The organism is Streptomyces sp. NPDC093097 (genome assembly GCF_044754325.1).
Taxonomy (GTDB): domain Bacteria; phylum Actinomycetota; class Actinomycetes; order Streptomycetales; family Streptomycetaceae; genus Streptomyces.
In genome coordinates this window covers 158,554-184,173 of the sequence record NZ_JBIVOW010000014.1, presented here as the reverse complement: position 1 = coordinate 184,173, position 25,620 = coordinate 158,554, and the positions used below count along the sequence as shown (strand labels likewise).

Here is a 25,620-nt window from a genome sequence, read left to right as displayed (position 1 = left end):
CTGGGCAGTGCACCGCCCGTGATCCTGGAGGAACCGATGTTCTCACGCGCCCGCTCGATGCGGCCCGCCCCACTCGCCGCCGCGGCGGCGGCCGTCGTCGCCGTGTGCGGCCTCACCGGCTGCTCGGTGGACGCCTCGAAGGTCAAGCCGGTGTCGAAGACCTTCGCGTACGCCGGGAAGTCCCTGAACGTCACCGCCCACGAGGTGGCCACCAAGATCGTCGCGGCCGACCGCAAGGACATCAAGGTCACCCGCTGGTTCGACGCCGCCGCGGGCACCGAGCACCTCACGTGGGTTCTGCGGGGCGACACCCTGGACATCGACGCCGGTTGCAGCGGTATCGCCCTCTGCGACGCCAAGTTCGAGGTCGAGGTCCCCAAGGGCGTCGCGGTGTCCAAGGACGGCGACCGGATCCTGAGCGGCAAGGGCTGACCATGCTCGAACTCGTCGACGTCACCAAGGTCTACAAGGGCGGCAAGCGCGCCGTCGAAGATCTGACACTGCGTCTGGAGCCGGGGCTGACGGGGCTGTTGGGGCCCAACGGTGCCGGCAAGTCCTCCCTGATGCGGATCGCGTCCACCGTCACCCGGCCCACCGGCGGCTCGGTGCTGTTCCACGGGCAGGACGTGGTGTCCCGCCCCGACGCGCTGCGCCGGGCGCTGGGTTACCTCCCGCAGGACTTCGGGGTCTATCCGAACCTGACCTCCCGCGAGTTCCTCCGCTATCTGGCCGCGGCCAAGGGCGTCTCGGCCCGGACCGCCAAGGCCCGTATCGAGGAACTGCTGGAGCTGGTCAACCTCACCGAGGCGGTCAAACGGCCGCTGGGCACGTACTCCGGCGGCATGTTGCGCCGGGTCGGCATCGCCCAGGTGCTGCTCGCCGACCCCCAGGTGATCATCGTGGACGAGCCCACCGCGGGCCTCGACCCCGAGGAGCGGGTCCGGTTCCGCAACCTGCTCAGCGAACTGGCCGCCGACAAGGTCGTGCTGCTCTCCACCCACATCGTCTCCGACGTCGAATCGGTGGCCTCCGACATCGCGGTGCTCGCCGGCGGCCGGCTCCGGCGCCGCGGCACCCCCGAGGAGCTGCTGCGCGCGATGGCCGGCCAGGTGTGGGAGGTACTGGTCGACCCGTCCTCCGTGCCGGCGGTACAGGCGCAGTACGTCGTCAGCCGCCTGGTGCGCACCGCCGAAGGCGTCCGGATCCGGCTGCTGTCGAACGAACAGCCCTACGAGGGCGCCGTCCAGCTGACGCCCGATCTGGAGGACGCCTACCTCGGCATCATCCGGTCCGCCGACGGCGGCCGGCCCGCCCAGGGCTTCGGCGGACGGTCCCTGCGGGCAGGGGCGGTGTGACGCGGTGCTGAAGACGCTCACCGGCCTCGCGATGGCCGACTTCCGCGACCGGGTCCGCCGTCCCGCCTACCTCGCGGTGCTGGCCGCGGCCGTCGCCCTGGGGTACGTGGCGGTGCCGGACGCGGACACCCCGTGGATGATCATGCAGGTCGGCGACCACCGCGGGATCTACAACAGCGCCTATGTCGGCATGGTGACGGCGCTGGCCGCCGGACTGTGGATCACCCTCGGCGGCTTCTCGATCGTCCGCAACTCCATCGAACGCGACCGCAGCACCCGCGTCGGCCAACTGCTCGCCGCCACCCCGCTGCGCACCCCCGCCTATCTGGCCGGCAAGTTCCTCAGCAACCTGCTGGTGCTGGCCTCGATGCTCGGCGTGCTCGCGGTCACCGCGCTGGTCATGCAGCTGGCCCGCGGTGAGTCACGGGAGATCGATCCGGTGGCCCTGTGGCAGCCGTTCGTCCTGATCGCGCTGCCCCTGGTCGCGCTGACCGCCGCCCTGGCCCTGCTCTTCGAGTCGCTGCCGGTGCTGCGCACGGGCGTCGGCACCGTCCTGTGGTTCGGCGTCTGGCTGGTGGTCGCCGTCGCCGGACAGGGGCCCGGACTGCCGCTCGACGGCATCGGCGTCAACAGCGTCGCCAGGTCGATGGCCGCCGACATGGCCGCCCAACACGTCCACGTCACCGGGTCGTTCAGCCTCGGCCTGACCTATCTGGACAAGCCGCTGGGCCTGTTCACCTGGCACGGTTTCACGCCGACCGCCGGCTATGTCCTCGGCCGGGTGGCGCTGCTGCTGATCGCCGCCCTCCTCGCCCTGCTGCCGGCGCTGTGGTTCGGCCGCTTCGACCCCGCGCGCGGCCGCGGGCACCGGGCCGCCGACGAACAGGCCCAGGCCCGGGCCGCCGGCACCGCCCAACCCGCAGCCGTCCAACTGGTGTTCCTCGACGAGGCCGGGCCCGATCCCGCCTCCGGCCCCATCCTGGGCAGAGTGCTGCGCACCCGTCCGGAACGGGGCGCGGTCTCCCTGCGGCTGTGGGCCGGTGAGGTCCGCGTCCTGCTCCAGGGCGTGCGCTGGTGGTGGTGGCTGGGCGCCGCCCTCCTGGTGGTCTGCGGGCTCACCGCCCCGGCGCTGCACGGCGTCACCCGCGTCATGCTGCCATTGGCCTGGATCTGGCCCGTGCTGATCTGGTCCCGACTGGGCACCCAGCGCCACGAACACGGCGTCGAGGGCATGCTGGGCGCCTGCCCCGCGGTCCGCCGCCGGGTGCTGGCCGAGTGGGCCGCGGGCCTGACCGTCACCGCCGCGGCCGGCATCGGCCCCCTCGTCCGCGTGATCGCGGCCGGGGACTGGCTCGCGCTGGCGGGCTGGACCGGCGGCGCCCTGTTCATCCCGTCGCTGGCCATGGCGCTGGGCACGCTCAGCCGCACCCACCGCCTCTTCCAGGCCGTCTACGTACCGCTGTGGTACTCCGTCGCCAACGGGCTGCCGCTCTTCGACTTCATGGGCGCACTGCGCGACAGCAGCGAACTGGCCACCGTACAGCCGCCGATGACCGTCCTGGCGGCCGCGGCCCTGATGGCCGTCGTCCTGGCGACCACCGCGCTGCGCCGCTTCGGCCGCGACTGAGCGCACCGTCGGACCGGCCGGCGTCCGCCCCCGCGCGACGAGGGCGGACGCCACCACAACTCCCCCTCCACACCCACCCGTCACAGCCCGCTCCCGTCACCCCGCGGCCGGAAAGGGGCAACCTGGATTCCCCGCCCGCGATCCGCGATCGTGGACGCATGAACTCCCACGGCTCCAACGAAGTCGAGATGCGCGAAGTGGTCCGTGAACTGGCCCAGGCACTGGAGACGATGCTCAACCTGATCAAGGCCGACGCACTCCCCACGACCCCCGAGGCGCGCCGGCTCATGCGCCGGACCATGGCCTTCCTCGACGAGTCCACCGACCGGTTCGTGACCTGGGACCGGCCCGGTGAGATCCTCCCCCTGGCCGCCGCGATCAACGAGATGGTCAACTCGGCCCGGGAGCAGATCGTCGACGACGTGGTCGCCTCCTCACCGCCGCCGGACCACCCCACCCTCTGAGGACGGCGGCGCCCGTCCGACCGGCCGGAGCGGGCGGCCTCGGCACGCGGCGACGTCGGTCCGGCGAACGCGGCGTCTCTCAGCTCTCCGGTGCGAAGGCCCGGGCCACGGCCAGGCTGTCCTCGTAGACGTGGTGCCGGGTGACCAGGCCGTTCTCGACGGTGAGATGGAGGGCGAAGCGGGCGCGGTAGGCGCGTCGAGTGGCGCGTGCGGTCTGGCGGATCTCGCCGAGGACGACCGCGTCCGGGCCGTCCACGAGAAGCCGTTCGATCTGGGTGGCGGCGGCGCCGGGCACGTGGTGCTCGGCGAGTTCGCGGTAGTGGGCCGCGGCGTCGGCGCGGGTGGTGCGGTGGCGGATCCAGGGGGTGGCGGTCCGGCCGTGCTCGGCCTCCGGCCAGTCCAGCTTCCAGTCGCCGCGCTCGGCGTACAGCTCGGCGATGCGCTCGGGGTCGCCCTCGCCGATCCGGCGCAGCAGCTCCTCCACCACGGAGCGGGTGGTCGACGGTGCGGTAACGGCCATGAGAGGGGCGTCCCTTCGTTCCGGTGCGGTGGGTGTCGCGACGGAGCACGGAAAGCGGCTCGTCGAAGCCTCGTCGAGACGGTCGAGGCGGTGCCGCGCCGTGTGCGCGCTCTGCGAGCCATCCTGGCGGGGGCGGGCCGCGGACGCGATTACCTCGCGGGTAAGGAGAGCGGGGGCCCGAGGTTCCCCTCTGCGCCCCGGGCCTCTCAGGTCACCGAGAAGCCGCCGTCCACGAACACCGTCTGGCCGGTGACATACGCCGCGCCGGGGCCGGTCAGGAACACCGCGGCGCCGGCGAAGTCGGCCAGTTCGCCGTTGCGGCCGGCCAGCGTCCGGCGGGCCATCGCCGCGGTGCGGTCCGGGTCGGTGAAGACCGCCGCGGTGAGCGGGGTGCGCACAAAGCCCGGGGCCAGGGCGTTGACGCTCACGCCGTGCCGGGACCACGCCTCGGCCTGGGAGCGGGTCAGTGCCGCCAGTCCCGCCTTGGACACCCCGTAGGCGCCGCTGTTGCCGAACGCCCGGACCGACTGCTGGGAGGCGATGTGCAGGATCCGCCCCCAGCCGCGCTCCGCCATCCGGGGCCCGAACCGCTGGCCCAGCAGGAACGGGGCGTCCAGGTTGACCGCCATCGTGCGGTCCCACTCCTCGGTGCTCAACTCGTCCATCGGCGGGCGGGGGTTGACCCCGGCGGCGTTGACCAGGATGTCCGGCTCGCCGAAGCGGCGCACCACCTCGTCCGCGCCCGCCTGCACCGCCGCCCGGTCGCCGAGATCGGCGGCGACCCAGTCCGCGGTGACGCCGGCCGCCCGCAGCTCCTCCGCCGCGGACCGCAACGGCTCCGCACGGCGTGCCACCAGGACGACCGCGGCCCCGGCGCGGCCCAGCGCCTCGGCGATCGCCCAGCCGATCCCGGAACTGCCCCCGGTCACCAGGGCCCGCCGGCCGGTGAGCGAGAACAGCGCGTCCAGGTACGGGGCGGGGCTGGGCATGGGGACGGCCTCCTGATCGGACGGGTGCGACGGTCGAGGGGCCCGGCGGCCCGCCGGGCCCCTCGACGATCACACAGCGTCCGGGCCGGCACCACCCCGCAGCCGTCCCGCAGCCGTCCCGCCGCGGGGGCGCCCGGTCGGCGGGTCAGTCCACCAGCTCCAGCACCGGCCGCAGCCCTTCGGGCCGGCGGTGGACGGGAAGGGGGTCGACGGGGAAGTAGGCGCAGCCGACGGCGGTGGCGCCGCCGTCCGCGGTGCGGTCGTCGCCGACCATCAGGACGTGCGGCGGGGCCACGCCCAACTCCCGGCAGGCGAGCGTGAACAGGCGCGGGTCCGGCTTCTGGAGGGTGTGCTCGAAGGAGAGGACGCAGGCGGTGAGGTGGCGGTCGAGGCCATGGGCGCGCAGGACGGGGCGGAGGTCCCAGCCGATGTTGCTGAGGAGGCCGGTGGGGATGCCGCGGCGGTGCAGGTCCGACAGCACCTCGGCGGCGTCGGGGTAGGGCTGCCAGGCGTCCGGGGTCATGTGGCGTGCGTAGAGGACGTCGTAGAGGGAGGGGGCCGCGCCCGGCGGGTCGTAGACCTCGGGGTGGGGGAGGGGGACGTGGCGGGCCAGGCCGGTGAAGAGGGCGCGGTGGTGGCGGGCGTCGCGGTCCCGGAGTTCCCAGAGGGCGGCCAGGGCGTCGGGGACCGCGGCCGGTGCGTGCCCGCCGGGGAGGGCGCCGGCTTGCTCCAGGGCGGCGGCGAAAGAGGCGATCTCGGCGTCGGTGAGCGGGCAGGGGGCCGTGCCGGGGGCGGCGTGGAAGGTGGCGAGGGACGCCCGGAGCCAGCTCTCGGCCGGTTCGATGCGCAGCAGCGTCCCGGAGAAGTCGAAGAGGACGCCGGTGATCGCGCCGACGGCCGTGCTGCCAGGTGCGCCATGGGTGGTCGTCATGGGTCCATGGTGGCCCCTGCCCGGCCGGCGGGTCAGGCCAGTGCGTTCAGGCCGGGCCAGAACGTCACCAGGAGCGGGACGACGGGGAGCAGCATGGCGCAGGCGGTCATCCCCAGGCGGCGGCCGGGGGTGAAGCGGGCCGCCGGGGCCAGCAGCCTGTCGACGCGCTGGGGGACCTGGGCGAGCTGGGGCGGGCACGGCCCGAACACCCCGCGGTCCTCGTTGAGTTCGACCAGGGCCAGAGCTATCGTCAGCCGGCCGAAGCGGCGCGAGGCGACGTCGTCGGCGGCCATCTCGACCAGCCGGTGGACCTGGTCGCGGAACGCGGCGAAGACCGGGATCTGCGGGAAGCCGGCGGCCAGCGCCGAGGCGCAGTACAGCAGGAGGTCGTGCCGGGCCCGGAGGTGGCCCTGCTCATGAGCGATCAACGCGTCGAGCTGACGGCCCTTGAGGCGTTGCAACGCCGAGGTGGTGATGACGAGTTGGGAGGCGGGGTGGTGCCGCATCCACCAGGCGCTCGGCCGGTCGCCCTCCAGCACCACCAGGCGGCCGCCGCGCGGGTCCTCGCCGGGCAGCAGCGGTGAGCGGCGCCGCAGTTCGGCCCGGCGCCGGCGGCGGCGGGTCCGCGCCGCCCGCACCTCGCGGGTCAGCGCCACCGCCGTCCACGCGCCGCCGCCCGCCAGCAGCAGTGCCAGTACACCGGCCCACGGCCCGTAGGTGTTGAGCGCGTACGCCTCGACGACCACCCGCGGGGCGAAGCGGAACACCGGGCTGCGCACCGCGTCCCAGGCGGCGGCCGCGGTCAGCGCCATGGCGAGCAGGCAGCACAGCAGGACACCGGCCACCACGCACTGCCACACCCACAAGGCCAGCACCGGCTCACGGTCGGGCCAGTCCGAACGGGCCATCAGGCGCGGCGCCGTCGCCGCGGCCAGCACGCCGAGGATCATCAGCGTGAGGGGGACCATCATGGCGTCAGCCTATGAGCGGCCGACTGCCACTTGGTACGGTCCTGCGGCGGAAGTGACGTACACCACGCCACGGGAAGGTGTGAGGTGCGGGGCGGGGCAACGCCCGTGCGGCCGCCGGGTCTTCACAGCGCGAGGAGCATGGCGAACATGCCCAGCCCCATGGCGACCTGACAGGCCCGCAGCACGACGGGCGTGTCCGGGCGCACGGCGGCGCCGCCGACGGACGCCGGGCCCGTCGGCACCAGCCGGCTGCCGGCGATGAGCACGTAGACGGCGTAGTAGGCGAGCAGCAGTCCGGTCAGCAGCGGGATGCCGGGCGGGGCGGCGTGCGCGCCGCCGGCCGCTCCCGTCATACCCGCCATGCCCGGCATCCCCGCCATCTCGGTGGCCATCCGCCCGTCCGCCGGCATCCCCGCCATGTCCGGCATCCCGACCATGGCGAGCGCCATGTAGACCATGGCCAGCGAGTCCACCGCGTGGTGCGGATGGCGCCGCACCAGCGCCCACAGCGCCGCCGCGCCGAACACCGCGGTGAACAGCCAGGGCATCCAGGCGGGCGGCGTCACCACGGAGGCGGGCAGCGCCATCACCGCCATGCCGCACGCCATCAGCGCCTCGCCGCGGGCCGCCACCCGTTGGGCCGGCGGGCCGGTGCGGATACGGGACAGGCAGTAGCCGCCGGTCGCCGCGCACAGCAGCACCAGCAACCAGCCGACCAGCGGCGGTATGGGCATGGCGGACCTCCCGGGCCGGGGCGGAGCGGGGACGGTGAGCACCCGCAGGATGCCCGGCCGGGGCCCGGTACACGGGGAGCGCACGGGCGCACACGGGAGCGCGGGTGCCGCCCGGCCGGGCCGCGACCGCCGCCCGGTATGCCGCATCGGGGCCGGGCGGCGGTCGCAGTGCGGCTCAGTCCGCCGTCGGCCGCTCCGGGCCGCACCAGGCGGTCAGCGCCGCCCGCAGCGCGTCCTCGGTCACCGGCGCGTCGCCCGCCCAGGCGAGATAGCCGTCCGGCCGCACCAGCAGCGCCGCCGCGCCGAGGCCCTCGGCGGCGGCCGGGACGATGCCGACGCGGTCGGCCCAGCCCGCCGCGGCCGCCCGGGCATCGCCGGCGCCCGGGCCGTCCAGTCCCAGCAGCAACGGCCGTCCCGGGCGCAGCAGTTCCACCAGTCGGGTCGGCCCGTTCGCCGTCGTCAGCGGCAGGTCGTGGAGGAACGTGCCCGCGAGCCGGTGCCCGTCCGGGCCGGGGTCGTAGCGGATGCCGGTGGCGTAGATGATCTCGCTGAGGTACTTGTTGACCTCGTCCATCTCCATCAGATGGGCGAACAGCGCCCGCAGCGCGCCGACTTGGGGGCCGGGCCGCATCAGTGCCACCTGGGCGCGGGTGTTCTCCAGCACCCGCGCGGCGACCGGGTGCCGCTCGCTCTCGTAGCTGTCCAGCAGCCCCGCCGGTGCCCAGCCCCGGCACTCCGCCGCCAGCTTCCAGCCCAGGTTGAAGGCGTCCTGGAGGCCGAGGTTGGCGCCCTGCCCGCCGGCCGGGAAGTGGATGTGCGCCGCGTCGCCGGCCAGCAGCACCCGGCCCGCGCGGTACCGACTCGCCTGCCGGGCGCTGTCGGTGAAGCGGTGGGCGATGTCCACGTCGGTCAGGGTGATCCGGGTCCCGGTCACCCGCTCGATGCTCGCGGCCAGTTCCGCGGCGGTCGCCGGGCTCTCCAGGTCCTCCGGTACGTCCCATTCGGTGACGGCGATCCGCCCGTCGGGCATCCGCATGAACCAGCCCCCGTCGGTGCGCTGCCAGGTGGCCGGCAGCTCCCCGCCGTCATGGACCTCGATCGTGCCCCGTCCCATCCGGCTGACCAGCGACGGGTCGGTGCCGGGGAAGTCGATGCCGACGCCCCTGCGGACCGCGCTGCGCCCGCCGTCGCAGCCGACCAGGAAGTCCCCGCGGACCGCGGCCTCGCCGCCTGCGGTCCGCACCCGGACGGTGACCCCGTCGGCGTCCTGCGCCAGGCCGGTCACCTCGTGGCCGTAGCGGAGCACCGCGCCGAGCGCGTCGGCCCGCCCGGTGAGCAGCTCCGTGAGGATCTCGTGGGTCAGCATCAGGTTGTGCGGCTGCTCGACCGGCTCCGCGGTGTGCCGGCCGAGCAGGAACAGTCCGGCGAAGTGGCCGCGGGCGCCGCTGTCGTCGAGGTCCCGCCGGAAGTCCGCCAGTCCCGGCAGGCGCTCCTGGGCCCGGGCGAACTCCGCCAGCAGGCCGCGCCGGTCCAGGGACTCCAGCGTCCGGGAGTGCAGGCTCAGGGTGCGCAGTTCGCCCTCCCCGGGGCGGCCCTTCTCCAGGACGAGCGTCGTCACGCCGTGCAGCCGTAACTCCGCGGCCAGCGCCAGGCCGACCGGGCCGGCGCCGGCGATGACGACGTCGAAGTGCTCCCCGCCGAGCGGGTGTTCGGTAGTGGTCATGCCGCGACGCTAGCGCCTGTCCGGCGGATCGGAGCCGGTTCCGCGGGGGCCGGTCCGGCGCCGCGCGGGGTTCCGGACCGCCCCGACGGCTCCGCCGTCCCGGGCCCCGGCACGCGGCGGGGCCGGTCCGTCGCATCCACCGGTATCAGCGGCGGCGGCCGGCTCGGGTGCGACGTCGCGGGCCCCCCTTTGGTTGAGTCGGAGGACCGTGTCGCTCAATACAATCGATCGACATTGTCGAGTGACAAGGTCGCCTGTATCGTCGTCGTCAAGCGACTGCTGGTGCGAAGCGAAAGGCAGGCTCATGACTCTTGCGTCCGTCGGTGCGGCCCAGGCGATCCCCGAGCGCCCCGGGCTGCCCCTGATCGGCCACGCCCTCGACATGCTCAAGGGCGCCGACGGCCACACCGTCCTGATGAAGGAGGTCAAGGAGATGGGGCCGGTCTTCCGACTCCGCATCTTCGGGACCGAGAGCGTCATCGTCAGCGGCCTGGACCTGGTGGCGGAGCTGTCGGACGAGTCCCGGTTCCGCAAGAACGTGCCCCCGGAACTGGTCGAGATCCGCCAGTTCGCCGGGGACGGCCTGTTCACCGCCTTCCACCACGAGCCGAACTGGCGCAAGGCCCACGACATCCTGATGCCGGCCTTCTCCCTCGGCGCGATGCGCGACTACCACGGCACCATGCTCGGTGTCGCTCGCTCCCTGATCGCCAAGTGGGACGGGGCTGTTGGGGCGCGGGCGGTGGACGTGCCCGAGGACATGACCCGGCTGACGTTCGACACGATCGGGCTGTGCGGTTTCGGCTACGACTTCCAGTCGTTCCGTCGCGCGGAGCTGCATCCGTTCGTCGGGGCGATGGGCCGGGCGCTGGCGTTCGTCCAGGACAAGGCCGAGTCCGTCCCCGGCAGTGAGCTGTTCAAGCGGAAGCAGGCCGAGCAGTTCCGCGAGGACTCCGCGCTGATGACCGACCTGGTCGACGAGGTCATCCGAGAGCGCAGGAGGTCGGGCGACACGCGCACGGACGATCTGCTGGGGCGGATGCTGCACACCCCGGACCCGGTGACCGGTGCGGTCCTGGACGACGTGAACATCCGCAACCAGGTGATCACTTTCCTGATCGCCGGGCACGAGACCACCAGCGGGGCGCTGTCCTTCGCCCTGTACTTCCTGACCAAGCACCCCGAGGTGCTCGCGCGGGCGCAGGCCGAGGTGGACGCCCTGTGGGGAGACACGGACACTCCGGAGCCCGACTACGGCGACATCGGCAAGCTCACGTATGTCCGCCAGGTGCTGAGCGAGAGTCTGCGGCTGTGGCCGACCGCGCCCGGCTTCGCCGTGGAGGCCCTTGAGGACACCGTCGTCGGCGGCAGGTACGCCGTGCGCAAGGGCGAGGCGCTGACGGTCTACACCCCGGCCCTGCACCGCGACCCCGCCTGGGGGGACAACGTCGAGCTGTTCGACCCCGCGCGCTTCACGCCCGAGCAGGAGGAGAAGCGTTCGGTCCACCTGTTCAAGCCGTTCGGCAGCGGTGAACGCGCCTGCATCGGGCGGCAGTTCGCCCTGCACGAGGCCACCTTGCTGCTCGGTCTGCTGGTGCACCGCTACCGGCTGATCGACCACACCGACTACCGGCTGAAGGTCAAGCAGGCCCTCACCTTCAAGCCCGACGGGTTCACCCTGAAGCTGGCCCGGCGCACCAGCGGTGAGCGCCGTCTGCCGGTGGCCGCCGCGAGCAGCGCCCCCGCCGGCCAGGACGGTCCCGCGGCCCGCCGGGCCACGGGCACCGCCCTCACCCTGCTGCACGGCTCCAACCTGGGCACCTGCGCGGGCCTCGCCCGCGATCTGGCGGCCGACGGCGACGAGCACGGATTCACCGCGACCGTGGCCCCGCTCGACGACCAGGTCGGCCAACTGGCCGCCGCGCAGGGCCCGGTGGTGATCGTGGCCGCCTCCTACAACGGCCGGCCCACCGGCGACGCCGCCGCGTTCGTCGCCTGGCTGGAGGGGCTGGAGCCCGGCGCGCTCGACGGCCTCCGGTACGCCGTGCTCGGCGTCGGCGACCGCAACTGGGCGGCCACCTACCAGCACATCCCCACCCTCATCGACGAGCGCCTGGCGGCGGCCGGCGGCACCGCACTGCTGGAGCGCGGTGCCGCCGATGCCTCCGGTGACTTCGCGGGCGCGGTGGACCGGTGGACGGGCGACCTGTGGACCGCCCTGCTGGAGCGGTACGGCGACCCGGTGGCGCAGGCCGCGGCGGCCGCCGGGCCGGTGGAGGAGCAGGCTCTCTACACGCTCCAGGACACCGCCGAGTCGGTCATCGGCGGACTGGCGGCCCGGCACGGTGTGCAGCCGATGGAGGTGCTCGACGCGCACGAGCTCGTCGACCTGGGCCATGAACTCGGGCGCTCCAAGCGCTTGGTGAGGCTGCGGCTGCCCGAGGGTGTCACCTACCGTACCGGTGACCACCTGGCCGTGCTGCCGAGCAACCCCGACACCCTCGTGCAGCGGGTCGCCGACCGGTTCGCCCTCGACCTGGGCCGCACCGTCCGGCTCCACACGCACCGCCGCAGCCGCAACACCCTGCCTGTCGACCGGCCGTTGAGCCTGCGCCGCCTGCTGACCGACTTCGTGGAGTTGCAGGACCCCGCCACCCCCGAACAGGTCGCCGTGCTCGCCGAGCACACCGGTTGCCCGCCGGAGAAGCGCCCCCTGGCCGAACTCGCCGCTGCGTCCCCCGCGACCTTCCACGAGCAGGTGACGGCGCCCGGAACCAGCGTCCTGGACCTACTGGAGCGCTACCGCGCCTGCGAACTGCCCTTCGCGCGCTTCCTGGAGCTGCTGCCGGTCCTGCGCCCGCGCCACTACTCGATCTCCTCCTCCGCCGCGGCCTCGCCCTGCGAGGTGGACCTGATGGTGTCGCTGCTGGCCGCGCCCCATCGAAGCGGCCAGGGCACCTTCCACGGCATCGCCTCCCACCACCTCCAGACCGTGACGGCCGGCGACGTCCTCTGGGCCCGGGTACTGCCGTGCAGCGACGCCTTCCGCCTTCCCCAGGACCCGTCCGTGCCGGTGATCCTGATCAGCGCGGGCACCGGACTGGCGCCCTTCCGCGGCGCGGTCCTGGACCGGCTGCACACCGGGACGACCGGCACGCTGCTGTGCTACTTCGGCTGCGACCACCCCGACGTCGACTACCTCCACCGGGAGGAGTTCGAAGCCGCCGAAGCGGCCGGCGCCGTCAGCATGCGCCCCACCTTCATGCACCTTCCCGAGGGCGGCGCCCGCTTCGTCCAGGACCGCCTCACGCGCGAGAGCGAAGAGGTCTGGGCCGCGCTGGAGGCCGGCGGACGGATCCACGTCTGCGGCGACGGCCGCCGCATGGCCCCCGCGGTGCGGGAGGCGCTGCAGGCGATCTACCGCAAGCACACCGGCGCGTCCCACGAGGAGGCCGCCGCCTGGCTCGCCGCACTCGTCGAGTCCGGCATCTACGTCGAGGACGTCTGGGCCGGCTGACCACGGCCACCCGACTCCGTTCACGCCACGGGCGCGCCGCGCGCCCGTGGCCGTCGTATCGGCGAACGCCCCCTCCCCCTGGGGGCGTTCGCCGCGGCATCGGCTGGGGGAGGGCCGCAGGACGCAGCCCGGGCCCCCGCCGGCCGGTCAGCCCGTCGGCACCTCCACCAGGTCCAGACTCCCTCCGGCCAGGGCGATGGTCGCGGAGACCAGGGCCCGCAGGCCGACGTTGTCCGAGGACTCGTCCGGCGCGTAGAGGTACTGCAAGGTCAACCCGTCGAAGCCGGCGAGGTAGAACCGGGCGATCGTCTCCGCCGGCTGGGCGAGCTCGTATCCGGTCCGCGCCGCCGCCTCGGCCACCAGCCTCGCGGTCACCTCGCTCAGCCCGCGGTAGTAGTCCGCGTGGGCCTCGCTCAGACCGGGGGTGCGCAGGGCGAGCATGCTCAACTCGGTGAGCAGGCGGGAGCGCGTCACGTCCTCCCGGACGGTCTGCCATGAGACGCCGGCCAGCGCGATGATCGTCTCCTCGAAACCGGCATCCTGCGGCGCCGCTCGTTCGACCCGCGCGATCAGCTCGTCGGTGAGCTCCTCGATGACCGCCCGGTACAGGTCCGCCTTCGTACCGAAGGTGTAGTGGACCGTGGCCTGTGCGACGCCGAGTTCGGCGGCGATGGCGCGCGTACTGCCCGCGGCGACGCCCTCCCTGGTCATGAGCGCGATGGCCGCCTTGATCAGCTGGGGGCGGCGCTCGGCCGCGGATACGTGAGCCATGGCATCAGGATAGCGACCTAGTCGATTGAACAAGTCGGTGGCGCAGGTCGATGCTCCGCGGAGCCGACGGACACGTCGCGCCGGCGTTGTCGTCAGGGGCGGTAGCGGAGCGGATGGTCCGCCGGGATCTCCACGATGACGACCTGGTGCCCGTCCGGGTCGGCGATCCACATCTCGATCAGCCCCCACGGCTCGCGCACCGGCGGCCGCAGCACCTGCGCCCCGCGCGCGACCAGTTCCTCGTGCGCCCGTGCCGCGTCGGCGACTTGGAGCCACAACTGGAGCGTCGGCGTCGGCGCGTCCGCGGTGCGCCCGGAGACCTCCAGGAAGCCGCCGCCGAGGAAGTACACCGTGCCGCGCTCCGGCCCCGTGCCGAACTCCCGGTAGACCGCCAGGCCCAGCGTCTCGCCGTAGAACGTCCGCGACCGCTCCGGATCGGCCGGCCGCAACAGCACCCGGCTGCTCAGTACCTGCACCATGGCACGGACCCTACGCCGCGCCGCGGCGCCGGCGGCCCTGACACGGCGCTCGGGCCGGAGCGGCGGCTCCCGTCCCTGCCGCCGGCGCCCCGCCTCTTGTTAGCCTCGCTGTCAGTCACCCTGTACGTGCCCGAGAGGACCCCGCCCACCATGCCCAGCACCTCGCTGACCTTCCGCACCGCCACCGAGGCCGACATCCCCGGGCTCGTCGAGCTGGTGGAGTCGGCCTACCGCGGGGACGCCAGCCGGGCCGGGTGGACGACCGAGGCGGACCTGCTGGACGGCCAGCGGACCGACCCCGAGGGCGTCGGCGCGGCGGTGCGCCACGGCAGCGGCCGGCTGCTGGTCGCCGAGCGGGACGGTGCGTTGATCGCCTGCTGCCAGCTGGAACACCGCGGGGACCACACCTACTTCGGGATGTTCGCGGTCCGGCCCGGACTCCAGGGCGGCGGCCTGGGCCGGACGGTCCTCGCCGAGGCCGAGCGGGTCGCCACGGCCACCTGGGGCACCGGGGAGATGCGGATGACGGTGATCCGGCAGCGCGAGGAGCTGATCGCCTGGTACGAGCGGCGGGGCTACCGCCGCACCGGCGAGTTCACCCCGTTCCCCTACGGCGACGAGCGGTTCGGCATCCCGCAGCGCGCCGACCTGGAATTCGAGTTGCTGGTCAAGACGCTGGGCTGACCGCCGGGCCGGCCGCGGCGGGCTCTCACAGCCGCCCGGCCTCGATGATCCGCTGGAGGAACTGCCGGGTCCGGGCGTGCCGGGGATCGCCGAAGACCTGCCCGGGAGCCCCGCGTTCCAGGACCACGCCGTTCTCCAGGAAGCACACCTGGTCGGCGACCTCCCGGGCGAAGCCCATCTCGTGGGTGGCGATGACCATGGTCATCCCGTCCTCCTTGAGGTCCCGGACGACCCGCAGCACCTCGCCGACCAGCTCCGGGTCGAGCGCCGCGGTGATCTCGTCGAGCAGCAGCAGGCGCGGCCGCCCGGCCAGCGCCCGGGCGATCGCCACCCGTTGCTGCTGGCCGCCGCTGAGCCGGTCCGGGTACTCCCCGGCCCGGCCGTCGAGCCCGAGCCGCGCCAGCAGCGCGCGGGCGTGCTCCTCGGCCTCGGCGCGCGGCACCCCGTGGACCCGGCGCGGCGCCAGCGTGATGTTGTCCAGCACGCTCATGTGCGGGAAGAGGTTGTAGGCCTGGAAGACCACGCCGATCCGGCGGCGCACCGCGTCCGGGTCGGTCCGCGGATCGGTGATCTCCTCGCCGTCCAGGAAGATTGCCCCGTCGTCGATCTCCTCCAGGAGGTTGGCGCAGCGCAGCAGGGTGGACTTGCCGGAGCCGGACGCCCCGATCAGCACCGTCACGCTGTGCGGGGCGACCTCCAGGTCCACGTCCCGCAGGACGACGCTCCGCCCGCGCCCGTAGGTCTTGCGCACCGCCTCCATCCGCAGCACCGGCCCGTCGGCCCCGTCGGTCGTGGCCTTGCCCTGTGTGCTCATACCGTCCCTCCCTGGGCGCGCCGGCGGTCCATCCGGGCGGTGACCCAGTCCGTGAGGCGGGTCATCGGGATCGTCAGCGCCACGAAGACCAGCCCGGCCACCACGTACGGCGTGTAGTTGAAGTCCTTGCCGGCGATGATCTGGGCCGCGTAGACCGCGTCCACCGCGCCCGCGATGGACACCAGTCCGGTGTCCTTCTGCAGCGACACCAGGTCGTTCAGCAGCGGCGGCACCACCCGCCGCACCGCCTGCGGCAGCACCACGAAGCGCAGGGCCTGGCCGCTGGTGAGTCCCAGCGAGCGGGCCGCGGCCCGCTGCGAGGGGTGCACCGACTCGATACCGGCCCGGAAGACCTCCGCCACGTACGCCGCGTACGTCAGCACCAGTGCCGCCCCGCCGAGGACCACCGGGTCCGTGGTGACGCCCTGCAACCGCAGCGCCGGCACCCCGAACACCACCATCAACAGGCAGATGATCAGCGGCATCCCGCGGAAGAAGTCGGTGTAGGCGGTGGCCAGCGCCCGCAGCGGGAAGAACACCGGCCCGCGCAGCGTCCGCGCCACCGCCAGCAGCAGTCCGAGCACCAGCACCGCGGCCCCGCAGATCACCAGCAGCCGCAGGTTCAGCAGCAGCCCCTCCAGCACCTTCGGCAGCGCGATCCGCGCGTACGCGGCGCTGAAGAACGTCTCGCGGGTGCGCGGCCAGCCGGGCGAGTTGGTGATCACGGCGGCCAGCAGCGCACCGGTGACCAGCGTGCTCAGCGCGGCGACGGCGACCGCCCGCCGCGCTCTGGAGCGCCGGTACCGCTCGCGCTCGATCCGCCGTGGCGAGGGCACATAGCCGTCCTCGGCGGCGGCCCCGGCTCCCGGCGCCGGCTGCCCCGCCTTCGTCATCTTCGGTGTCTCGTACGTCACTTGAGCACCGGGACGTCTACCGCGTCGGCCAGCCACCGCTTCTCCAGCGCGGCCAGGGTGCCCTTGCGGCGCAGCGCGTCCACCGCCGCCGTGACGCAGCCGGTGATCCGGCTCTCCTTGTCCAGCACCATCCCGAACTGCTCCTTGGCCGGGCCCTGTTGGGCGAACTGGCCGACGACCACGGCGTTCTTCAGCTCCGCCGAGGTGAGGAAGAAGGCGGTCGGCAGGTCGACCAGGAGCGCGTCCACCTGGCCGTTCTTCAAGGCGGACTTGGCCAGGTCGTTCTTCTGGAAGACCGCGGCGGGCCGGCTGGGGCGGATGGTGTCGTTGATGAGGTCGAGGCTGGTGGAGCCGACCTGGGCGCCGAGCCTGACGTCCTTGAGGTCGGCGGCGCTCCTGGCGCCCGCCGCCTTGGAGCCCTTGAGCGCGACCACCGCCTGCCGCACGTCGTAGTAACCGGAGGAGAACGCCACCGCCCGCTTGCGCTGCGGGCTGATCGACACCTGGTTGAGGTCGACGTCGAAGGTCTTCGCGCCGGGCGCGAAGGCGCTGTTGAACGGTACGGTCCGCCAGCGCACCGCGTCCTTGCCGTAGCCCAGTTCCTTCGCCACGGCGTAGGCGACCGCCGACTCATAACCCTTGCCGTTGGCCGGGTCGTCGTCGCGGAACCAGGGTGCGTAGGCGGGCTTGTCGGTGCCGACGGTCAGCGTCCCCGGCGTCACGGTGGCCAGTTTGCCGGGCGTGCAACTCCGTGTCCCGGCGGCCTGCGAGCCGCCGGGGGCGGCCTCCTGCGGAGCGCAGCCGACCGCCGTGGTGAGCAGCACGGCGGCGGCGCAGACGGTGAGACGCACGGGGCGTCGGGAGGGGTACATGCCGGGAGCGTGGCAGCGCACCGGCCGGTCTGTCGAGATCAACGGGCCGAACGTTCATCTGTCGGACGCAGATTGCACCACTGTGAACTGCGGATGTCCCCAACCCGCCGTCCCGCGCGCCGGGTTCGGGCGCCCTCGCGGGAGGCTCCCGCCCGCGACGGCTGCCGGCTACGCCGTGAAGCGCACCGCGCGCCGGATCTCCGGCAGGTCGGTCACCACCCCGTCCAGCCCCAGGCCGCGTGCCAGCCGCAGCTGGTCATGGGTGTTCACCGTCCAGCCCAGCACCCGCAGCCCCGCGGTGTGTGCCCGCTCGACCAGTTCGAGGGTGAGCCGCCGGATGTCCAGCGACACCAGCTGCGCGCCCACCGCCCCGGCGCGGTCGACGATCTCGGCGCCGTAGTACTGGCCGACCAGCCCGGTGCGCACCCCGGGCAGCAGGGTGCGCACCGCGGCCAGCGCCTCGTCGTGGAACGAGATCACCTCCACCCGGTCGGCCAGATCGCGCGAGCGCACCACCTCGGCCAGCGCCCGTGCCGCCGCGACGTCCTTGATCTCCGCCTGGAGCGGCAGCCGCACCGCGTCCACGACCTCCTCGAACACCGGGATCCGGGCACCCTGCCCGGCGTCCAGCTCGCGCAGTTCGGCGAGGGTGTGCTCGGTGATCGGGCCGCTGCCGTCGGTGGTCCGGTCGACGTCCGGGTCGTGCATCACCACCAGCGCGCCGTCCTTGCTCAGGTGCAGGTCCAGTTCGATGGCGTCGACGCCCTCGCGTTCGGCCCGGGTGAAGGAGCGCAGGGTGTTCTCCGGCTCCACACCCATCATTCCGCGGTGCCCGATGGTGAGAAAGGACAAGGCTGCCTCGCTTCTGTCGGCTCGGTTGCTGTCGGCTCCGCGCACATGTCGGCCACCGGCGCACTGCTGCCCGAAATGGCCCACAGCCTAATCCGCTGACGAGCGGCAACGCCGTAGGGACAAGTGCCCTCTAGCCCGTACGAGTGCCCCCGCGCCGCGCCCTCTACGCGCCGCCGCCCGACCGCTCGCGATATCTGACGCATAGTCATGTCTTGGCTGAGGTAGGCCAGTTGACCCTGAGGCGGCCGGCGGCCTCCGTGGCTTTCGAGTACTCGTGACGCCGGTTCGCCGATCCTGTCGCCGTGCCGAGGTGTCGGGCCCGGCGGTGGGTCGCGGGTGGACGGGGCCGCCGCGCGCCCCTCTCGCCGCCGGTGCGGAGAACGGTCTCCGGGCCGACCCCGTCACCCGTTCGGCGGCATAGCGACCTCCGCACCTACCCCCTCCTATGCCGGAGAAAACGCGGTAGCCCGACCCCGGGAAGGCAGGAAGTGAGCCCGAAACCGTAACCCACAGGAAAAACAGCCGTGACCATGGGTGTCAGCAGAATATTTTTCGGCAACCCCACTTGAATGGGTGATCCTCGGCTGGTTACCGTGGTGAGACAGGACGATCTACCGCCGGAGGGCAGTCATGACGGAAATTCTTTCGCCTGTGGGTGTCCGGGACAGTCACCTGTCCCACCAGACCGTGGTCGCGCACCCCGCGTGGCCGGTGCTCAAGGGCGCCGTGGAAAGCATCCGCCCGTGGCAGTCCAAGGACGGCTCGATCGACTTGGCCGCCGAGGGCGCACCGACCGCCGCCGCCGTCCGCGAGGAGGTCGACCGCGCGATAGCCGCCATCGGCGAGCTCGCCCCCCTCCTCCCGCACGACGCCGCCTACCACGAGGCGCTCGTCGCCGACCTGCGCCGCTGGGCGGACGACGGCTTCGGCGTCCCGGACTTCCTCGACTCGCTGCTCGCCTTCCAGCCCGCCCGGCAGCGCGCCGACGGCCTCCAGCACCTCGTCGTGTTCCCCATGTACACGCAGAACGGCAACCCGGACCGCAACTTCGAGGCCGTCGTGTTGCGCATGGTCTGGCCGGAATGGCTCGCCGAGCTGGAGCGCACCCGCTACGACAACCCCCTCTTCTGCGGGATCACCTTCGAGGACTTCACCGCCGGCTACGACACCAACTCCGCGGTCCTCTTCCCCGAGACCATCGCGGTCCGCGAGGCCCCCGAGCGGTTCACCTGGGGCGGCATCTTCTGCGACCGGGAGGCCGCCCGCTTCCGCCGGGTCAGCGCGGCCGCCATGGAGATCCTCGGCGTCGAACTCCCCGCGGACATCCAGGCCATGCTCGACGACCAGCACCGCTGCGAGCAGGCCTTCGTCCTCTGGGACCTGGTCCACGACCGCACCCACAGCCACGGTGACCTGCCGTTCGACCCGTTCATGATCAAGCAGCGGCAGCCGTTCTGGATGTACGGCCTGGAGGAGCTGCGCTGCGACCTCACCGCCTTCAAGGAGGCCGTGAAGCTGGAGGCCGAGGGCTACCCGCAGGCCCGCGACGTGCAGTTCGCGGTGATCTTCGACCGGATGTTCCGCTTCCCGGTCACCGGCGAGCGGGTGCGCAATTATGACGGCCTCGGCGGCCAGCTGCTCTTCGCCTACCTGCACAAGCACGACGTCGTACGCTGGACGGACAACACACTGCACATCGACTGGGAGCGGGTGCCCAAGGTCACCAACCAGCTGTGCGGCGAGATCGAGAAGCTCTACCGCGACGGCATCGACCGACCCAAGCTGGTCCACTGGTTCGCCGCATACGACCTCGTCTCGACCTACCTCGCGCCGCACCCCGGCTCGGTCTGGGCCAAGGGTCCGGACGCCCTCGACCTGGACCAGCCGCCGCGCAAGCTCGTGGACGAGGTGCTCTCCGACGAGTTCCCGCTGAGCATGTTCTACGAGGCGCTTGCCAAGAAGCTGCGTTCGGTGATCGCCTCGACCAAGGGCATCACCGCCCAGATCGACACGCCGGCGGCGGCGTGACGCACGCGCGGAACGAGCAGGATCAGACGGTGCAGAGCATGCGGACCGACCGGGACATCCGGCGGGCGGCAGTCCAGGGGCAGGACGAGGAGGCGACGGAGATGGTTACTTCGACGGGCGGACAGGGGCCGCTGGAGGGCGCGGTCATCGCGGTGGCCGGAGCGGCCGGTCCGGCCGGCCGGGCCACCCTGCTGCGCCTGGCCGAGGCCGGCGCGGTGGTGGTCGGCTCGGACTCCAACCCCGAGCGGCTGGCGGAGGCCGTCGACGCGGCCCGCTACGCCCACGGCGGCGCCACGGTCGTCGGAGAGACGGTCGACCTCCTCGACCTCGACCAGACCCGCGAGTGGGCGGCCCGCACGGAGAAGGAGTTCGGCCGGGTCGACGGCCTGGTCCACCTCGTCGGCGGGTGGCGCGGCTGCTCGACGTTCACCGAGACCGACCTGGCGGACTGGGACACCCTCCACAAGCTGCTGATCCGCACCGTCCAGCACACCTCCCTCGCTTTCAACGACGCACTGGAACGCAGCGGCAACGGCCGCTACCTGCTGATCAGCGCGGCCGGCGCCAGCAAGCCCACCGCGGGCAACGCCGCCTACGCCGCGTCCAAGGCGGCCGCCGAGGCGTGGACCCTCGCCATGGCGGACGGTCTGCGCAAGTCGGGGGGCGAGGCCGGACCCCGTGCCGCGGCTGCCATCCTGGTCGTGAAGGCGCTCGTCAACGACCAGATGCGCGCCGAGCGACCGAACGCCAAGTTCGCGGGCTTCACCGACGTCACGGAGCTGGCCGAAGCCATCGCCGGGGCCTGGGAGCGGCCCGCCCAGGAAGTGAATGGACAGCGTCTGTGGCTGACCCCCAAGCCGTGAACCGCGCCAGGACCGACGCCCGGCAGCATCACGACCCGCAGATCCGCGGCTTCGCCAGCGACAACTACGCCGGTGCGCACCCCGAGGTGCTGGCGGCGCTCGCCCTTGCCAACGGCGGCCACCAGGTCGCCTACGGCGAGGACGAGTACACCGAGCACCTCCAGCGCATCTTCCGCAGTCACTTCGGCCAGCGCGCCCAGGCGTTCCCGGTCTTCAACGGCACCGGCGCCAACGTCGTCGCGCTCCAGGCGGTCACCGACCGCTGGGGCGCGGTGATCGCGGCCGAGTCCGCCCACATCAACGTCGACGAGTGCGGGGCACCGGAGCGGATCGGCGGCCTCAAGCTGCTCACCGTCCCCACCCCCGACGGCAAGCTCACCCCCGAGCTGATCGACCGCGAGGCGTACGGCTGGGACGACGAGCACCGCGCCATGCCGCAGGTCGTCTCGATCACCCAGAGCACCGAACTGGGCACCGTCTACACCCCGGACGAGATCCGCGCCATCTGCGAGCACGCCCATGAACGCAACATGCTCGTCCACCTCGACGGCTCCCGGATAGCCAACGCCGCCGCCACCCTCGACGTCCCGATGCGTGCCTTCACCAATGCCGTGGGCGTCGACATCCTCTCCTTCGGCGGCACCAAGAACGGCGCCGTCTTCGGCGAGGCCGTGGTGGTGCTCAACCCCGACGCCGTCCGCGCCATGAAGCACCTGCGCAAGCTCTCCATGCAGCTGGCGTCCAAGATGCGCTTCGTCTCCGTCCAGCTGGAAGCGCTCCTGGCCAAGGACCTCTGGCTGCGCAACGCCCGCCACGCCAACACCATGGCCCAGCGCCTGGCCACCGGCGTCCGCGAGGTCCCCGGCGTAGAGATCCTCTACCCGGTCCAGTCCAACGGCATCTTCGCCCGCCTCCCGCACGACGTCAGCGAGCGCCTCCAGAAGCGCTACCGCTTCTACTTCTGGGACGAGGCCGACAACGTCGTCCGGTGGATGTGCTCCTTCGACACGACGGAGCAGGACGTGGACGGCTTCCTGTCGGCCCTCCGCGAGGAGATGGGGAAGTAGCCGTCCCCTCCCGTGAGCGGGTGCGCCCAACTACCGGTGGAGCGGTACGAGTTCTGGACTGAGTGGCATCGGGGGACCACTCAGCCCAGCTTTGACGCACCGAAATCCCACCCACAACGGGAGGGGGCGGGGGGGTGGGGGGGGGGGGGTGCCGGACGTAAAGCGCAGCAGTCCGGACACCCCCAGCCCCACAGCCCCACAGCCCCGCCACCGCACCCGACAGCCCCGCGCAGCGGACAACGCCAGGCGCCGCAGGCCGCAAAAGACAGCACCCCCGCGGCGGGGAAGCCGGCAACGTGGGAAGCAGAGCCAAGCGCAGCGATACCGTTTGGCGAGGGCTGCCCACCGGCCGCCCCGTCCGTCGAGTAATTCCGAGGTGCGGTCCATGCTCCGTCCCCTGCACGTGTCCGACGAAGTGCGCGCCCTGGCGCCTGACTTCGGGTACTTCGTCGTCACGGCGCACGGCCTGACCAACGGGCCCAGCGACGAGGCCAGTTCGGCGCTGCTGGACGACGCGGCGCGGCGCCTCGCCGAGCGCCTCGACGGCCGGGGGCCGCAGGACGATCCGCACATCGCCGCCTGGCGCGCCATGTACTCCGCGTTCGGCAGCAAGCCCTCCCGTACCCGCAACTCCGCCGAGGCGCTGGCCAAGCGCGCGCTCGCCGACGGTCTGCCGCGGATCAACCGGCTGGTCGACGTCTACAACGCGATCAGCGTCGCCCACCTGATCCCCGTGGGCGGGGAGGACCTGGACCGTATCGAGGGGGAGATGCGGCTCGTCCGGGCCGGCGGCGACGAGCCGTTCCACACCGCCGCCGGCGGTGCGGAGGCCGTGGAGCACCCCGACGCGGGCGAGGTGGTCTGGCGCGACGACGTGGGCGTCACCTGCCGGCGGTGGAACTGGCGGCAGGGCGTCCGCACCCGGCTCACCGAGGAGTCGGTCAGCGCGCTGTTCCTGCTGGAGCGGCTGGCGCCGATGACGCGTGAGGCGCTGACCGCCGCGGGCACCGAACTCGCCGAGACGCTGGAGAAGGTGTGCCCGGGAGCGCGGGTGGCAGTGGGCGAGGTGTGGGCTCCGTAGGGCTGAGCCGGGACGTCGGGCGGGCGGCTACGCGCGGCCGCCCGGGGCCGGCGCGGTGCCGCCGAGGTGGGCCGGGATCCACCAGGTGTCCTCGGCGTCCCGGGGGCGTACGGGGTAGGCACGCTGGGCGGCTTCGAGGAGGTCCTGGACGCGGGACCGCAGCCGGTCGGTGATCTTCTCGGCCTGCTCGGCGGGGTCGGCCTCGACCGGCTCGCCCACCCGGATCGTTATCGGGAAGTGGTGGCGGCCCAGCTGGCGCTTGTGGCCCTTGGTCCACAGCCGCTGGGTGCCCCACAGCGCCATCGGCAGCAGCGGGACGCCGGCCTCCTGGGCCAGCCGCGCGGCGCCCGACTTGAAGTTCTTCAGGGTGAACGACTCGGAGATCGTCGCCTCGGGGAAGACCCCGATGATCTCGCCCGAACGCAGCGCGGACAGCGCGTTCTTGTAGGCGTGCGCCCCCTGTGTGCGATCCACCGGGATGTGCTTCATCGCCCGCATCAGCGGTCCCGACACCTTGTGCCGGAAGACCGATTCCTTGGCCATGAACCGCACCAGTCGCTTGGCCGGCCGGGCCGTCAGCCCGCAGAAGACGAAGTCCAGATAGCCGATGTGATTGCTCACCAGTACCGCACCGCCGCGCTGCGGGATGTGCTCGGTGCCGGCGATGTCGAACTTCAAGTCCAGCGTCTTGAAGAGCGTGCGGGCGGCGCCGATGACGGGCGGGTAGACGAGCTCGGCCATGTCCGGGGACCCCTTCTCTGTGCCTGGGGAGGGTTCTCCCGGCAGAAACCTACGCAGCCGTAACTATCCGGCTGGGGGAGATCGTGCCCGATGTCCGCCGTGGCGGCCAGCCGGGGGGCCCCTTTCCGCGGGAGATTCTCGTCACGTGGAGGAGGTGGGGCGATACGTCTCGGCCAGCTGCGGAGGGCCGGATTCCAGGGTCCTGGGGACGTTCGGCGGTCGATGCCGGGAATCTTCGGGGGCTCGGGGACGCTGCACCATGGGATGACGGAGCCGGCGGGGCTTTGAGGGTGCGCATCGCGGCGCTCGCGGCGGCGGGCGCCCTCGGCTTGTCGCACTGCCGCGGTGAAACGGGAGGACGAAGGTGCGCGAGCGGGACGGCCAGGCGCGGTTGGATGCCGCGGAGATCGGTGCGGAGCTGGGGGAGCGGGCCACCCTCGTCCAGTTCTCCAGCGCGTTCTGCCAGCCCTGTCGGGCGACCCGGCGGGTCCTCGCCGAGGTCGCCGGGATGGTCGACGGCGTGGCGCACGTCGAGATCGACGCCGAGGAGCGGCTGGCGCTGGTGCGGCGGCTGGGCGTGCAGCGGACGCCGACGGTGCTGGTGTTGGACGCGCACGGCGCGGTCCTCCGGCGCGCCGTGGGCCAGCCGCGGAAGGTCGATGTCATCGCCGCGCTGGGGGCGGTGGTCCGTGATTGATCTCCCAGATGCCGGGCGCCCCTTGACGCTCCGGGTCACGCCTCGTCAGCCTGGCGTCATGCGGCCAGGTTTCTTCCTCCTTCTCTACGGACGCGCGCACGTCGATCTGCTGCGGACCGCCAGCGCGCGCTGTCCCGGCGTGTGAGCAGCGACGACGCAACCGCCGCCGAGCGCCGTTCGGAAGCCGGCGGCTCCGCCCGGGCCCGCAGCCCACAGCAGAAGGACAACTCCATGACGGCCTCGCCCGACCTCGGCACGCCCCGCACCGCCTCCCCCGATCTGCTGCGTTCCGTCTTCCGGCAGCACGCCGCCGGCGTCGCGGTGATCACCGCGTACGGCTCCGGCCCCGTCGGCTTCACCGCCACCTCCCTGACCTCCGTCGCCGTCGATCCCCCGCTGCTCTCGTTCGGTATCGGTGTGGGCGCCTCCAGTTGGCCGGCCGTCTCCGAGGCCGAGCACATAGGGGTGCACCTTCTCGGCGAGCACCAGCAGGAGTTGGCCGCCACCTTCGCGCGCAGCGGCGCCGACCGGTTCGGGCCCGCCACCTCCTGGCGCACCGGTCCCGAGGGCGTGCCCCTGCTGGACGGCGTGCTGGCCTGGCTGGTGTGCCGGGTGGTGACCCGGGTGCCGGCCGGCGACCACCGGATCGTGCTCGCCGAGCCGGTCGTCGGCGACCCCGCGGGGCCGGGCCGCCCGCTCCTGTACCACCAGGGTCGCTTCAACGCGTTGCGGGACTGACGGGTTCCTCTCCTGGCCTGCTTCGTCGCCGTCCCCGCCGTTGGGAAGGTCACATTTCCACGGCCTTGATTCGGGGCACCAGACTGTATGTACTGGCGAGTAATATGACGGTCGGCGCGGGGTTCCGTAACCGACCGGGAGCCGCCCCGTGAGGCGCCTATGCTGCCAGCACAAGGCAGTTCTGAAGA

25 protein-coding genes are annotated in these 25,620 nt (G+C 72.9%); 12 read left to right on the top strand and 13 right to left on the bottom strand.

The window, feature by feature from the left end; genetic code table 11:
* The first annotated feature begins 36 nt into the window (after window positions 1–36).
* The 4 genes from ACIQE0_RS24075 to ACIQE0_RS24060 all read left to right on the top strand — a co-directional run bounded on the left by ACIQE0_RS24075 (window position 37) and on the right by ACIQE0_RS24060 (window position 3,446).
* On the top strand, window positions 37–432 hold the full coding sequence (locus tag ACIQE0_RS24075; protein WP_402335662.1) for a hypothetical protein: 396 nt from the start codon (window positions 37–39) through the stop codon (window positions 430–432).
* Window positions 433–434: 2 nt separating this feature from the next.
* On the top strand, window positions 435–1,355 hold the full coding sequence (locus ACIQE0_RS24070) for an ABC transporter ATP-binding protein (RefSeq protein ID WP_402335659.1): 921 nt from the start codon (window positions 435–437) through the stop codon (window positions 1,353–1,355).
* A 4-nt stretch (window positions 1,356–1,359) separates the two neighbouring features.
* The gene (locus ACIQE0_RS24065; RefSeq protein WP_402335656.1) at window positions 1,360–2,982 is read left to right on the top strand and encodes an ABC transporter permease; all 1,623 of its coding nucleotides are present in this window, start codon (window positions 1,360–1,362) and stop codon (window positions 2,980–2,982) included.
* A 158-nt stretch (window positions 2,983–3,140) separates the two neighbouring features.
* Window positions 3,141–3,446 (top strand): hypothetical protein, encoded by a 306-nt coding sequence (locus ACIQE0_RS24060; RefSeq protein ID WP_366337815.1) that lies wholly within the window; start codon window positions 3,141–3,143, stop codon window positions 3,444–3,446.
* 79 nt (window positions 3,447–3,525) lie between these two features.
* Here ACIQE0_RS24060 and ACIQE0_RS24055 read toward each other — a convergent pair whose 3' ends face one another.
* The 6 genes from ACIQE0_RS24055 to ACIQE0_RS24030 all read right to left on the bottom strand — a co-directional run bounded on the left by ACIQE0_RS24055 (window position 3,526) and on the right by ACIQE0_RS24030 (window position 9,314).
* Entirely contained in the window at window positions 3,526–3,966 is a 441-nt protein-coding gene (locus ACIQE0_RS24055; RefSeq protein WP_402335652.1) for a nuclear transport factor 2 family protein, read from the bottom strand.
* A gap of 206 nt (window positions 3,967–4,172) precedes the next feature.
* On the bottom strand, window positions 4,173–4,955 hold the full coding sequence (locus ACIQE0_RS24050) for an SDR family NAD(P)-dependent oxidoreductase (protein WP_402335650.1): 783 nt from the start codon (window positions 4,953–4,955) through the stop codon (window positions 4,173–4,175).
* A 145-nt stretch (window positions 4,956–5,100) separates the two neighbouring features.
* Complete coding sequence (locus tag ACIQE0_RS24045; RefSeq protein ID WP_402335647.1) at window positions 5,101–5,886, bottom strand: HAD family hydrolase; 786 nt, start codon at window positions 5,884–5,886, stop codon at window positions 5,101–5,103.
* A 32-nt stretch (window positions 5,887–5,918) separates the two neighbouring features.
* Window positions 5,919–6,857, bottom strand: a complete 939-nt coding sequence (locus ACIQE0_RS24040; protein WP_366337808.1) for a M56 family metallopeptidase — start codon at window positions 6,855–6,857, stop codon at window positions 5,919–5,921.
* A 122-nt stretch (window positions 6,858–6,979) separates the two neighbouring features.
* Window positions 6,980–7,591, bottom strand: coding sequence for a DUF5134 domain-containing protein (locus ACIQE0_RS24035; protein ID WP_402335644.1), 612 nt, complete (start codon window positions 7,589–7,591; stop codon window positions 6,980–6,982).
* 175 nt (window positions 7,592–7,766) lie between these two features.
* Window positions 7,767–9,314 (bottom strand): FAD-dependent monooxygenase, encoded by a 1,548-nt coding sequence (locus ACIQE0_RS24030; protein ID WP_402335641.1) that lies wholly within the window; start codon window positions 9,312–9,314, stop codon window positions 7,767–7,769.
* Window positions 9,315–9,618: 304 nt separating this feature from the next.
* On the opposite strand from ACIQE0_RS24030, the gene ACIQE0_RS24025 reads away from it, so the two are divergent.
* Window positions 9,619–12,831, top strand: a complete 3,213-nt coding sequence (locus ACIQE0_RS24025) for a cytochrome P450 (protein WP_402335638.1) — start codon at window positions 9,619–9,621, stop codon at window positions 12,829–12,831.
* Between the two features lie 147 nt (window positions 12,832–12,978).
* Here ACIQE0_RS24025 and ACIQE0_RS24020 read toward each other — a convergent pair whose 3' ends face one another.
* Together ACIQE0_RS24020 and ACIQE0_RS24015 are read right to left on the bottom strand one after the other, a co-directional pair.
* Complete coding sequence (locus ACIQE0_RS24020; protein ID WP_366337800.1) at window positions 12,979–13,602, bottom strand: helix-turn-helix domain-containing protein; 624 nt, start codon at window positions 13,600–13,602, stop codon at window positions 12,979–12,981.
* Window positions 13,603–13,694: 92 nt separating this feature from the next.
* Window positions 13,695–14,081 (bottom strand): VOC family protein, encoded by a 387-nt coding sequence (locus tag ACIQE0_RS24015; RefSeq protein ID WP_366337798.1) that lies wholly within the window; start codon window positions 14,079–14,081, stop codon window positions 13,695–13,697.
* 150 nt (window positions 14,082–14,231) lie between these two features.
* Here ACIQE0_RS24015 and ACIQE0_RS24010 point away from each other — a divergent pair, with 150 nt between their 5' ends.
* Window positions 14,232–14,765: a GNAT family N-acetyltransferase gene (locus tag ACIQE0_RS24010; RefSeq protein ID WP_366337796.1), complete on the top strand. Its 534-nt coding sequence runs from the start codon at window positions 14,232–14,234 to the stop codon at window positions 14,763–14,765.
* A gap of 25 nt (window positions 14,766–14,790) precedes the next feature.
* On the opposite strand, the gene ACIQE0_RS24005 is transcribed toward ACIQE0_RS24010, so the two are convergent.
* From ACIQE0_RS24005 to ACIQE0_RS23990, 4 genes are all read right to left on the bottom strand, one after another.
* The gene (locus ACIQE0_RS24005) at window positions 14,791–15,579 is read right to left on the bottom strand and encodes an amino acid ABC transporter ATP-binding protein (protein WP_366337794.1); all 789 of its coding nucleotides are present in this window, start codon (window positions 15,577–15,579) and stop codon (window positions 14,791–14,793) included.
* Entirely contained in the window at window positions 15,576–16,472 is an 897-nt protein-coding gene (locus ACIQE0_RS24000) for an amino acid ABC transporter permease (protein WP_402335769.1), read from the bottom strand. The genes ACIQE0_RS24005 and ACIQE0_RS24000 overlap by 4 nt, the downstream gene beginning before the upstream one ends.
* Window positions 16,473–16,489: 17 nt before the next feature.
* Entirely contained in the window at window positions 16,490–17,365 is an 876-nt protein-coding gene (locus ACIQE0_RS23995; RefSeq protein WP_402335633.1) for an ABC transporter substrate-binding protein, read from the bottom strand.
* A gap of 168 nt (window positions 17,366–17,533) precedes the next feature.
* Window positions 17,534–18,217, bottom strand: a complete 684-nt coding sequence (locus ACIQE0_RS23990; RefSeq protein WP_366337791.1) for a glycerophosphodiester phosphodiesterase family protein — start codon at window positions 18,215–18,217, stop codon at window positions 17,534–17,536.
* 630 nt (window positions 18,218–18,847) lie between these two features.
* Here ACIQE0_RS23990 and ACIQE0_RS23985 point away from each other — a divergent pair.
* From ACIQE0_RS23985 to ACIQE0_RS23970, 4 genes are all read left to right on the top strand, one after another.
* Window positions 18,848–20,245, top strand: a complete 1,398-nt coding sequence (locus ACIQE0_RS23985) for a DUF6421 family protein (protein WP_366337789.1) — start codon at window positions 18,848–18,850, stop codon at window positions 20,243–20,245.
* Between the two features lie 101 nt (window positions 20,246–20,346).
* Window positions 20,347–21,108 (top strand): SDR family NAD(P)-dependent oxidoreductase, encoded by a 762-nt coding sequence (locus ACIQE0_RS23980; RefSeq protein ID WP_366337866.1) that lies wholly within the window; start codon window positions 20,347–20,349, stop codon window positions 21,106–21,108.
* Window positions 21,087–22,175 (top strand): low specificity L-threonine aldolase, encoded by a 1,089-nt coding sequence (locus ACIQE0_RS23975; protein ID WP_366337787.1) that lies wholly within the window; start codon window positions 21,087–21,089, stop codon window positions 22,173–22,175. The genes ACIQE0_RS23980 and ACIQE0_RS23975 overlap by 22 nt, the downstream gene beginning before the upstream one ends.
* A gap of 385 nt (window positions 22,176–22,560) precedes the next feature.
* A complete protein-coding gene (locus ACIQE0_RS23970) occupies window positions 22,561–23,256 on the top strand; it encodes a phenylalanine--tRNA ligase beta subunit-related protein (RefSeq protein ID WP_366340036.1) in 696 nt (231 codons plus the stop codon).
* Between the two features lie 27 nt (window positions 23,257–23,283).
* On the opposite strand, the gene ACIQE0_RS23965 is transcribed toward ACIQE0_RS23970, so the two are convergent.
* On the bottom strand, window positions 23,284–23,997 hold the full coding sequence (locus ACIQE0_RS23965; RefSeq protein WP_366340034.1) for a lysophospholipid acyltransferase family protein: 714 nt from the start codon (window positions 23,995–23,997) through the stop codon (window positions 23,284–23,286).
* A gap of 364 nt (window positions 23,998–24,361) precedes the next feature.
* On the opposite strand from ACIQE0_RS23965, the gene ACIQE0_RS23960 reads away from it, so the two are divergent.
* Together ACIQE0_RS23960 and ACIQE0_RS23955 are read left to right on the top strand one after the other, a co-directional pair.
* Window positions 24,362–24,694 carry a TlpA family protein disulfide reductase gene (locus ACIQE0_RS23960; RefSeq protein ID WP_402335628.1) on the top strand — a complete coding sequence of 111 codons (333 nt, stop codon included), beginning with the start codon at window positions 24,362–24,364 and terminating at the stop codon, window positions 24,692–24,694.
* Window positions 24,695–24,925: 231 nt separating this feature from the next.
* Window positions 24,926–25,432 carry a flavin reductase family protein gene (locus tag ACIQE0_RS23955; RefSeq protein WP_384106372.1) on the top strand — a complete coding sequence of 169 codons (507 nt, stop codon included), beginning with the start codon at window positions 24,926–24,928 and terminating at the stop codon, window positions 25,430–25,432.
* The last annotated feature ends 188 nt before the right edge of the window (window positions 25,433–25,620 follow it).

What these genes read in the sequence shown, in the direction of transcription:
- ACIQE0_RS24075 (WP_402335662.1), top strand. Translation starts at nt 37, where the DNA reads ATGTTCTCACGCGCCCGCTCGATGCGGCCCGCCCCACTCGCCGCCGCG.
- ACIQE0_RS24070 (WP_402335659.1), top strand. Translation starts at nt 435, where the DNA reads ATGCTCGAACTCGTCGACGTCACCAAGGTCTACAAGGGCGGCAAGCGC.
- ACIQE0_RS24060 (WP_366337815.1), top strand. Translation starts at nt 3,141, where the DNA reads ATGAACTCCCACGGCTCCAACGAAGTCGAGATGCGCGAAGTGGTCCGT.
- ACIQE0_RS24055 (WP_402335652.1), bottom strand. Translation starts at nt 3,966, where the DNA reads ATGGCCGTTACCGCACCGTCGACCACCCGCTCCGTGGTGGAGGAGCTG.
- ACIQE0_RS24050 (WP_402335650.1), bottom strand. Translation starts at nt 4,955, where the DNA reads ATGCCCAGCCCCGCCCCGTACCTGGACGCGCTGTTCTCGCTCACCGGC.
- ACIQE0_RS24045 (WP_402335647.1), bottom strand. Translation starts at nt 5,886, where the DNA reads ATGACGACCACCCATGGCGCACCTGGCAGCACGGCCGTCGGCGCGATC.
- ACIQE0_RS24040 (WP_366337808.1), bottom strand. Translation starts at nt 6,857, where the DNA reads ATGATGGTCCCCCTCACGCTGATGATCCTCGGCGTGCTGGCCGCGGCG.
- ACIQE0_RS24035 (WP_402335644.1), bottom strand. Translation starts at nt 7,591, where the DNA reads ATGCCCATACCGCCGCTGGTCGGCTGGTTGCTGGTGCTGCTGTGCGCG.
- ACIQE0_RS24030 (WP_402335641.1), bottom strand. Translation starts at nt 9,314, where the DNA reads ATGACCACTACCGAACACCCGCTCGGCGGGGAGCACTTCGACGTCGTC.
- ACIQE0_RS24025 (WP_402335638.1), top strand. Translation starts at nt 9,619, where the DNA reads ATGACTCTTGCGTCCGTCGGTGCGGCCCAGGCGATCCCCGAGCGCCCC.
- ACIQE0_RS24020 (WP_366337800.1), bottom strand. Translation starts at nt 13,602, where the DNA reads ATGGCTCACGTATCCGCGGCCGAGCGCCGCCCCCAGCTGATCAAGGCG.
- ACIQE0_RS24015 (WP_366337798.1), bottom strand. Translation starts at nt 14,081, where the DNA reads ATGGTGCAGGTACTGAGCAGCCGGGTGCTGTTGCGGCCGGCCGATCCG.
- ACIQE0_RS24010 (WP_366337796.1), top strand. Translation starts at nt 14,232, where the DNA reads ATGCCCAGCACCTCGCTGACCTTCCGCACCGCCACCGAGGCCGACATC.
- ACIQE0_RS24005 (WP_366337794.1), bottom strand. Translation starts at nt 15,579, where the DNA reads ATGAGCACACAGGGCAAGGCCACGACCGACGGGGCCGACGGGCCGGTG.
- ACIQE0_RS24000 (WP_402335769.1), bottom strand. Translation starts at nt 16,472, where the DNA reads ATGACGAAGGCGGGGCAGCCGGCGCCGGGAGCCGGGGCCGCCGCCGAG.
- ACIQE0_RS23995 (WP_402335633.1), bottom strand. Translation starts at nt 17,365, where the DNA reads ATGTACCCCTCCCGACGCCCCGTGCGTCTCACCGTCTGCGCCGCCGCC.
- ACIQE0_RS23985 (WP_366337789.1), top strand. Translation starts at nt 18,848, where the DNA reads ATGACGGAAATTCTTTCGCCTGTGGGTGTCCGGGACAGTCACCTGTCC.
- ACIQE0_RS23980 (WP_366337866.1), top strand. Translation starts at nt 20,347, where the DNA reads ATGGTTACTTCGACGGGCGGACAGGGGCCGCTGGAGGGCGCGGTCATC.
- ACIQE0_RS23970 (WP_366340036.1), top strand. Translation starts at nt 22,561, where the DNA reads ATGCTCCGTCCCCTGCACGTGTCCGACGAAGTGCGCGCCCTGGCGCCT.
- ACIQE0_RS23965 (WP_366340034.1), bottom strand. Translation starts at nt 23,997, where the DNA reads ATGGCCGAGCTCGTCTACCCGCCCGTCATCGGCGCCGCCCGCACGCTC.
- ACIQE0_RS23955 (WP_384106372.1), top strand. Translation starts at nt 24,926, where the DNA reads ATGACGGCCTCGCCCGACCTCGGCACGCCCCGCACCGCCTCCCCCGAT.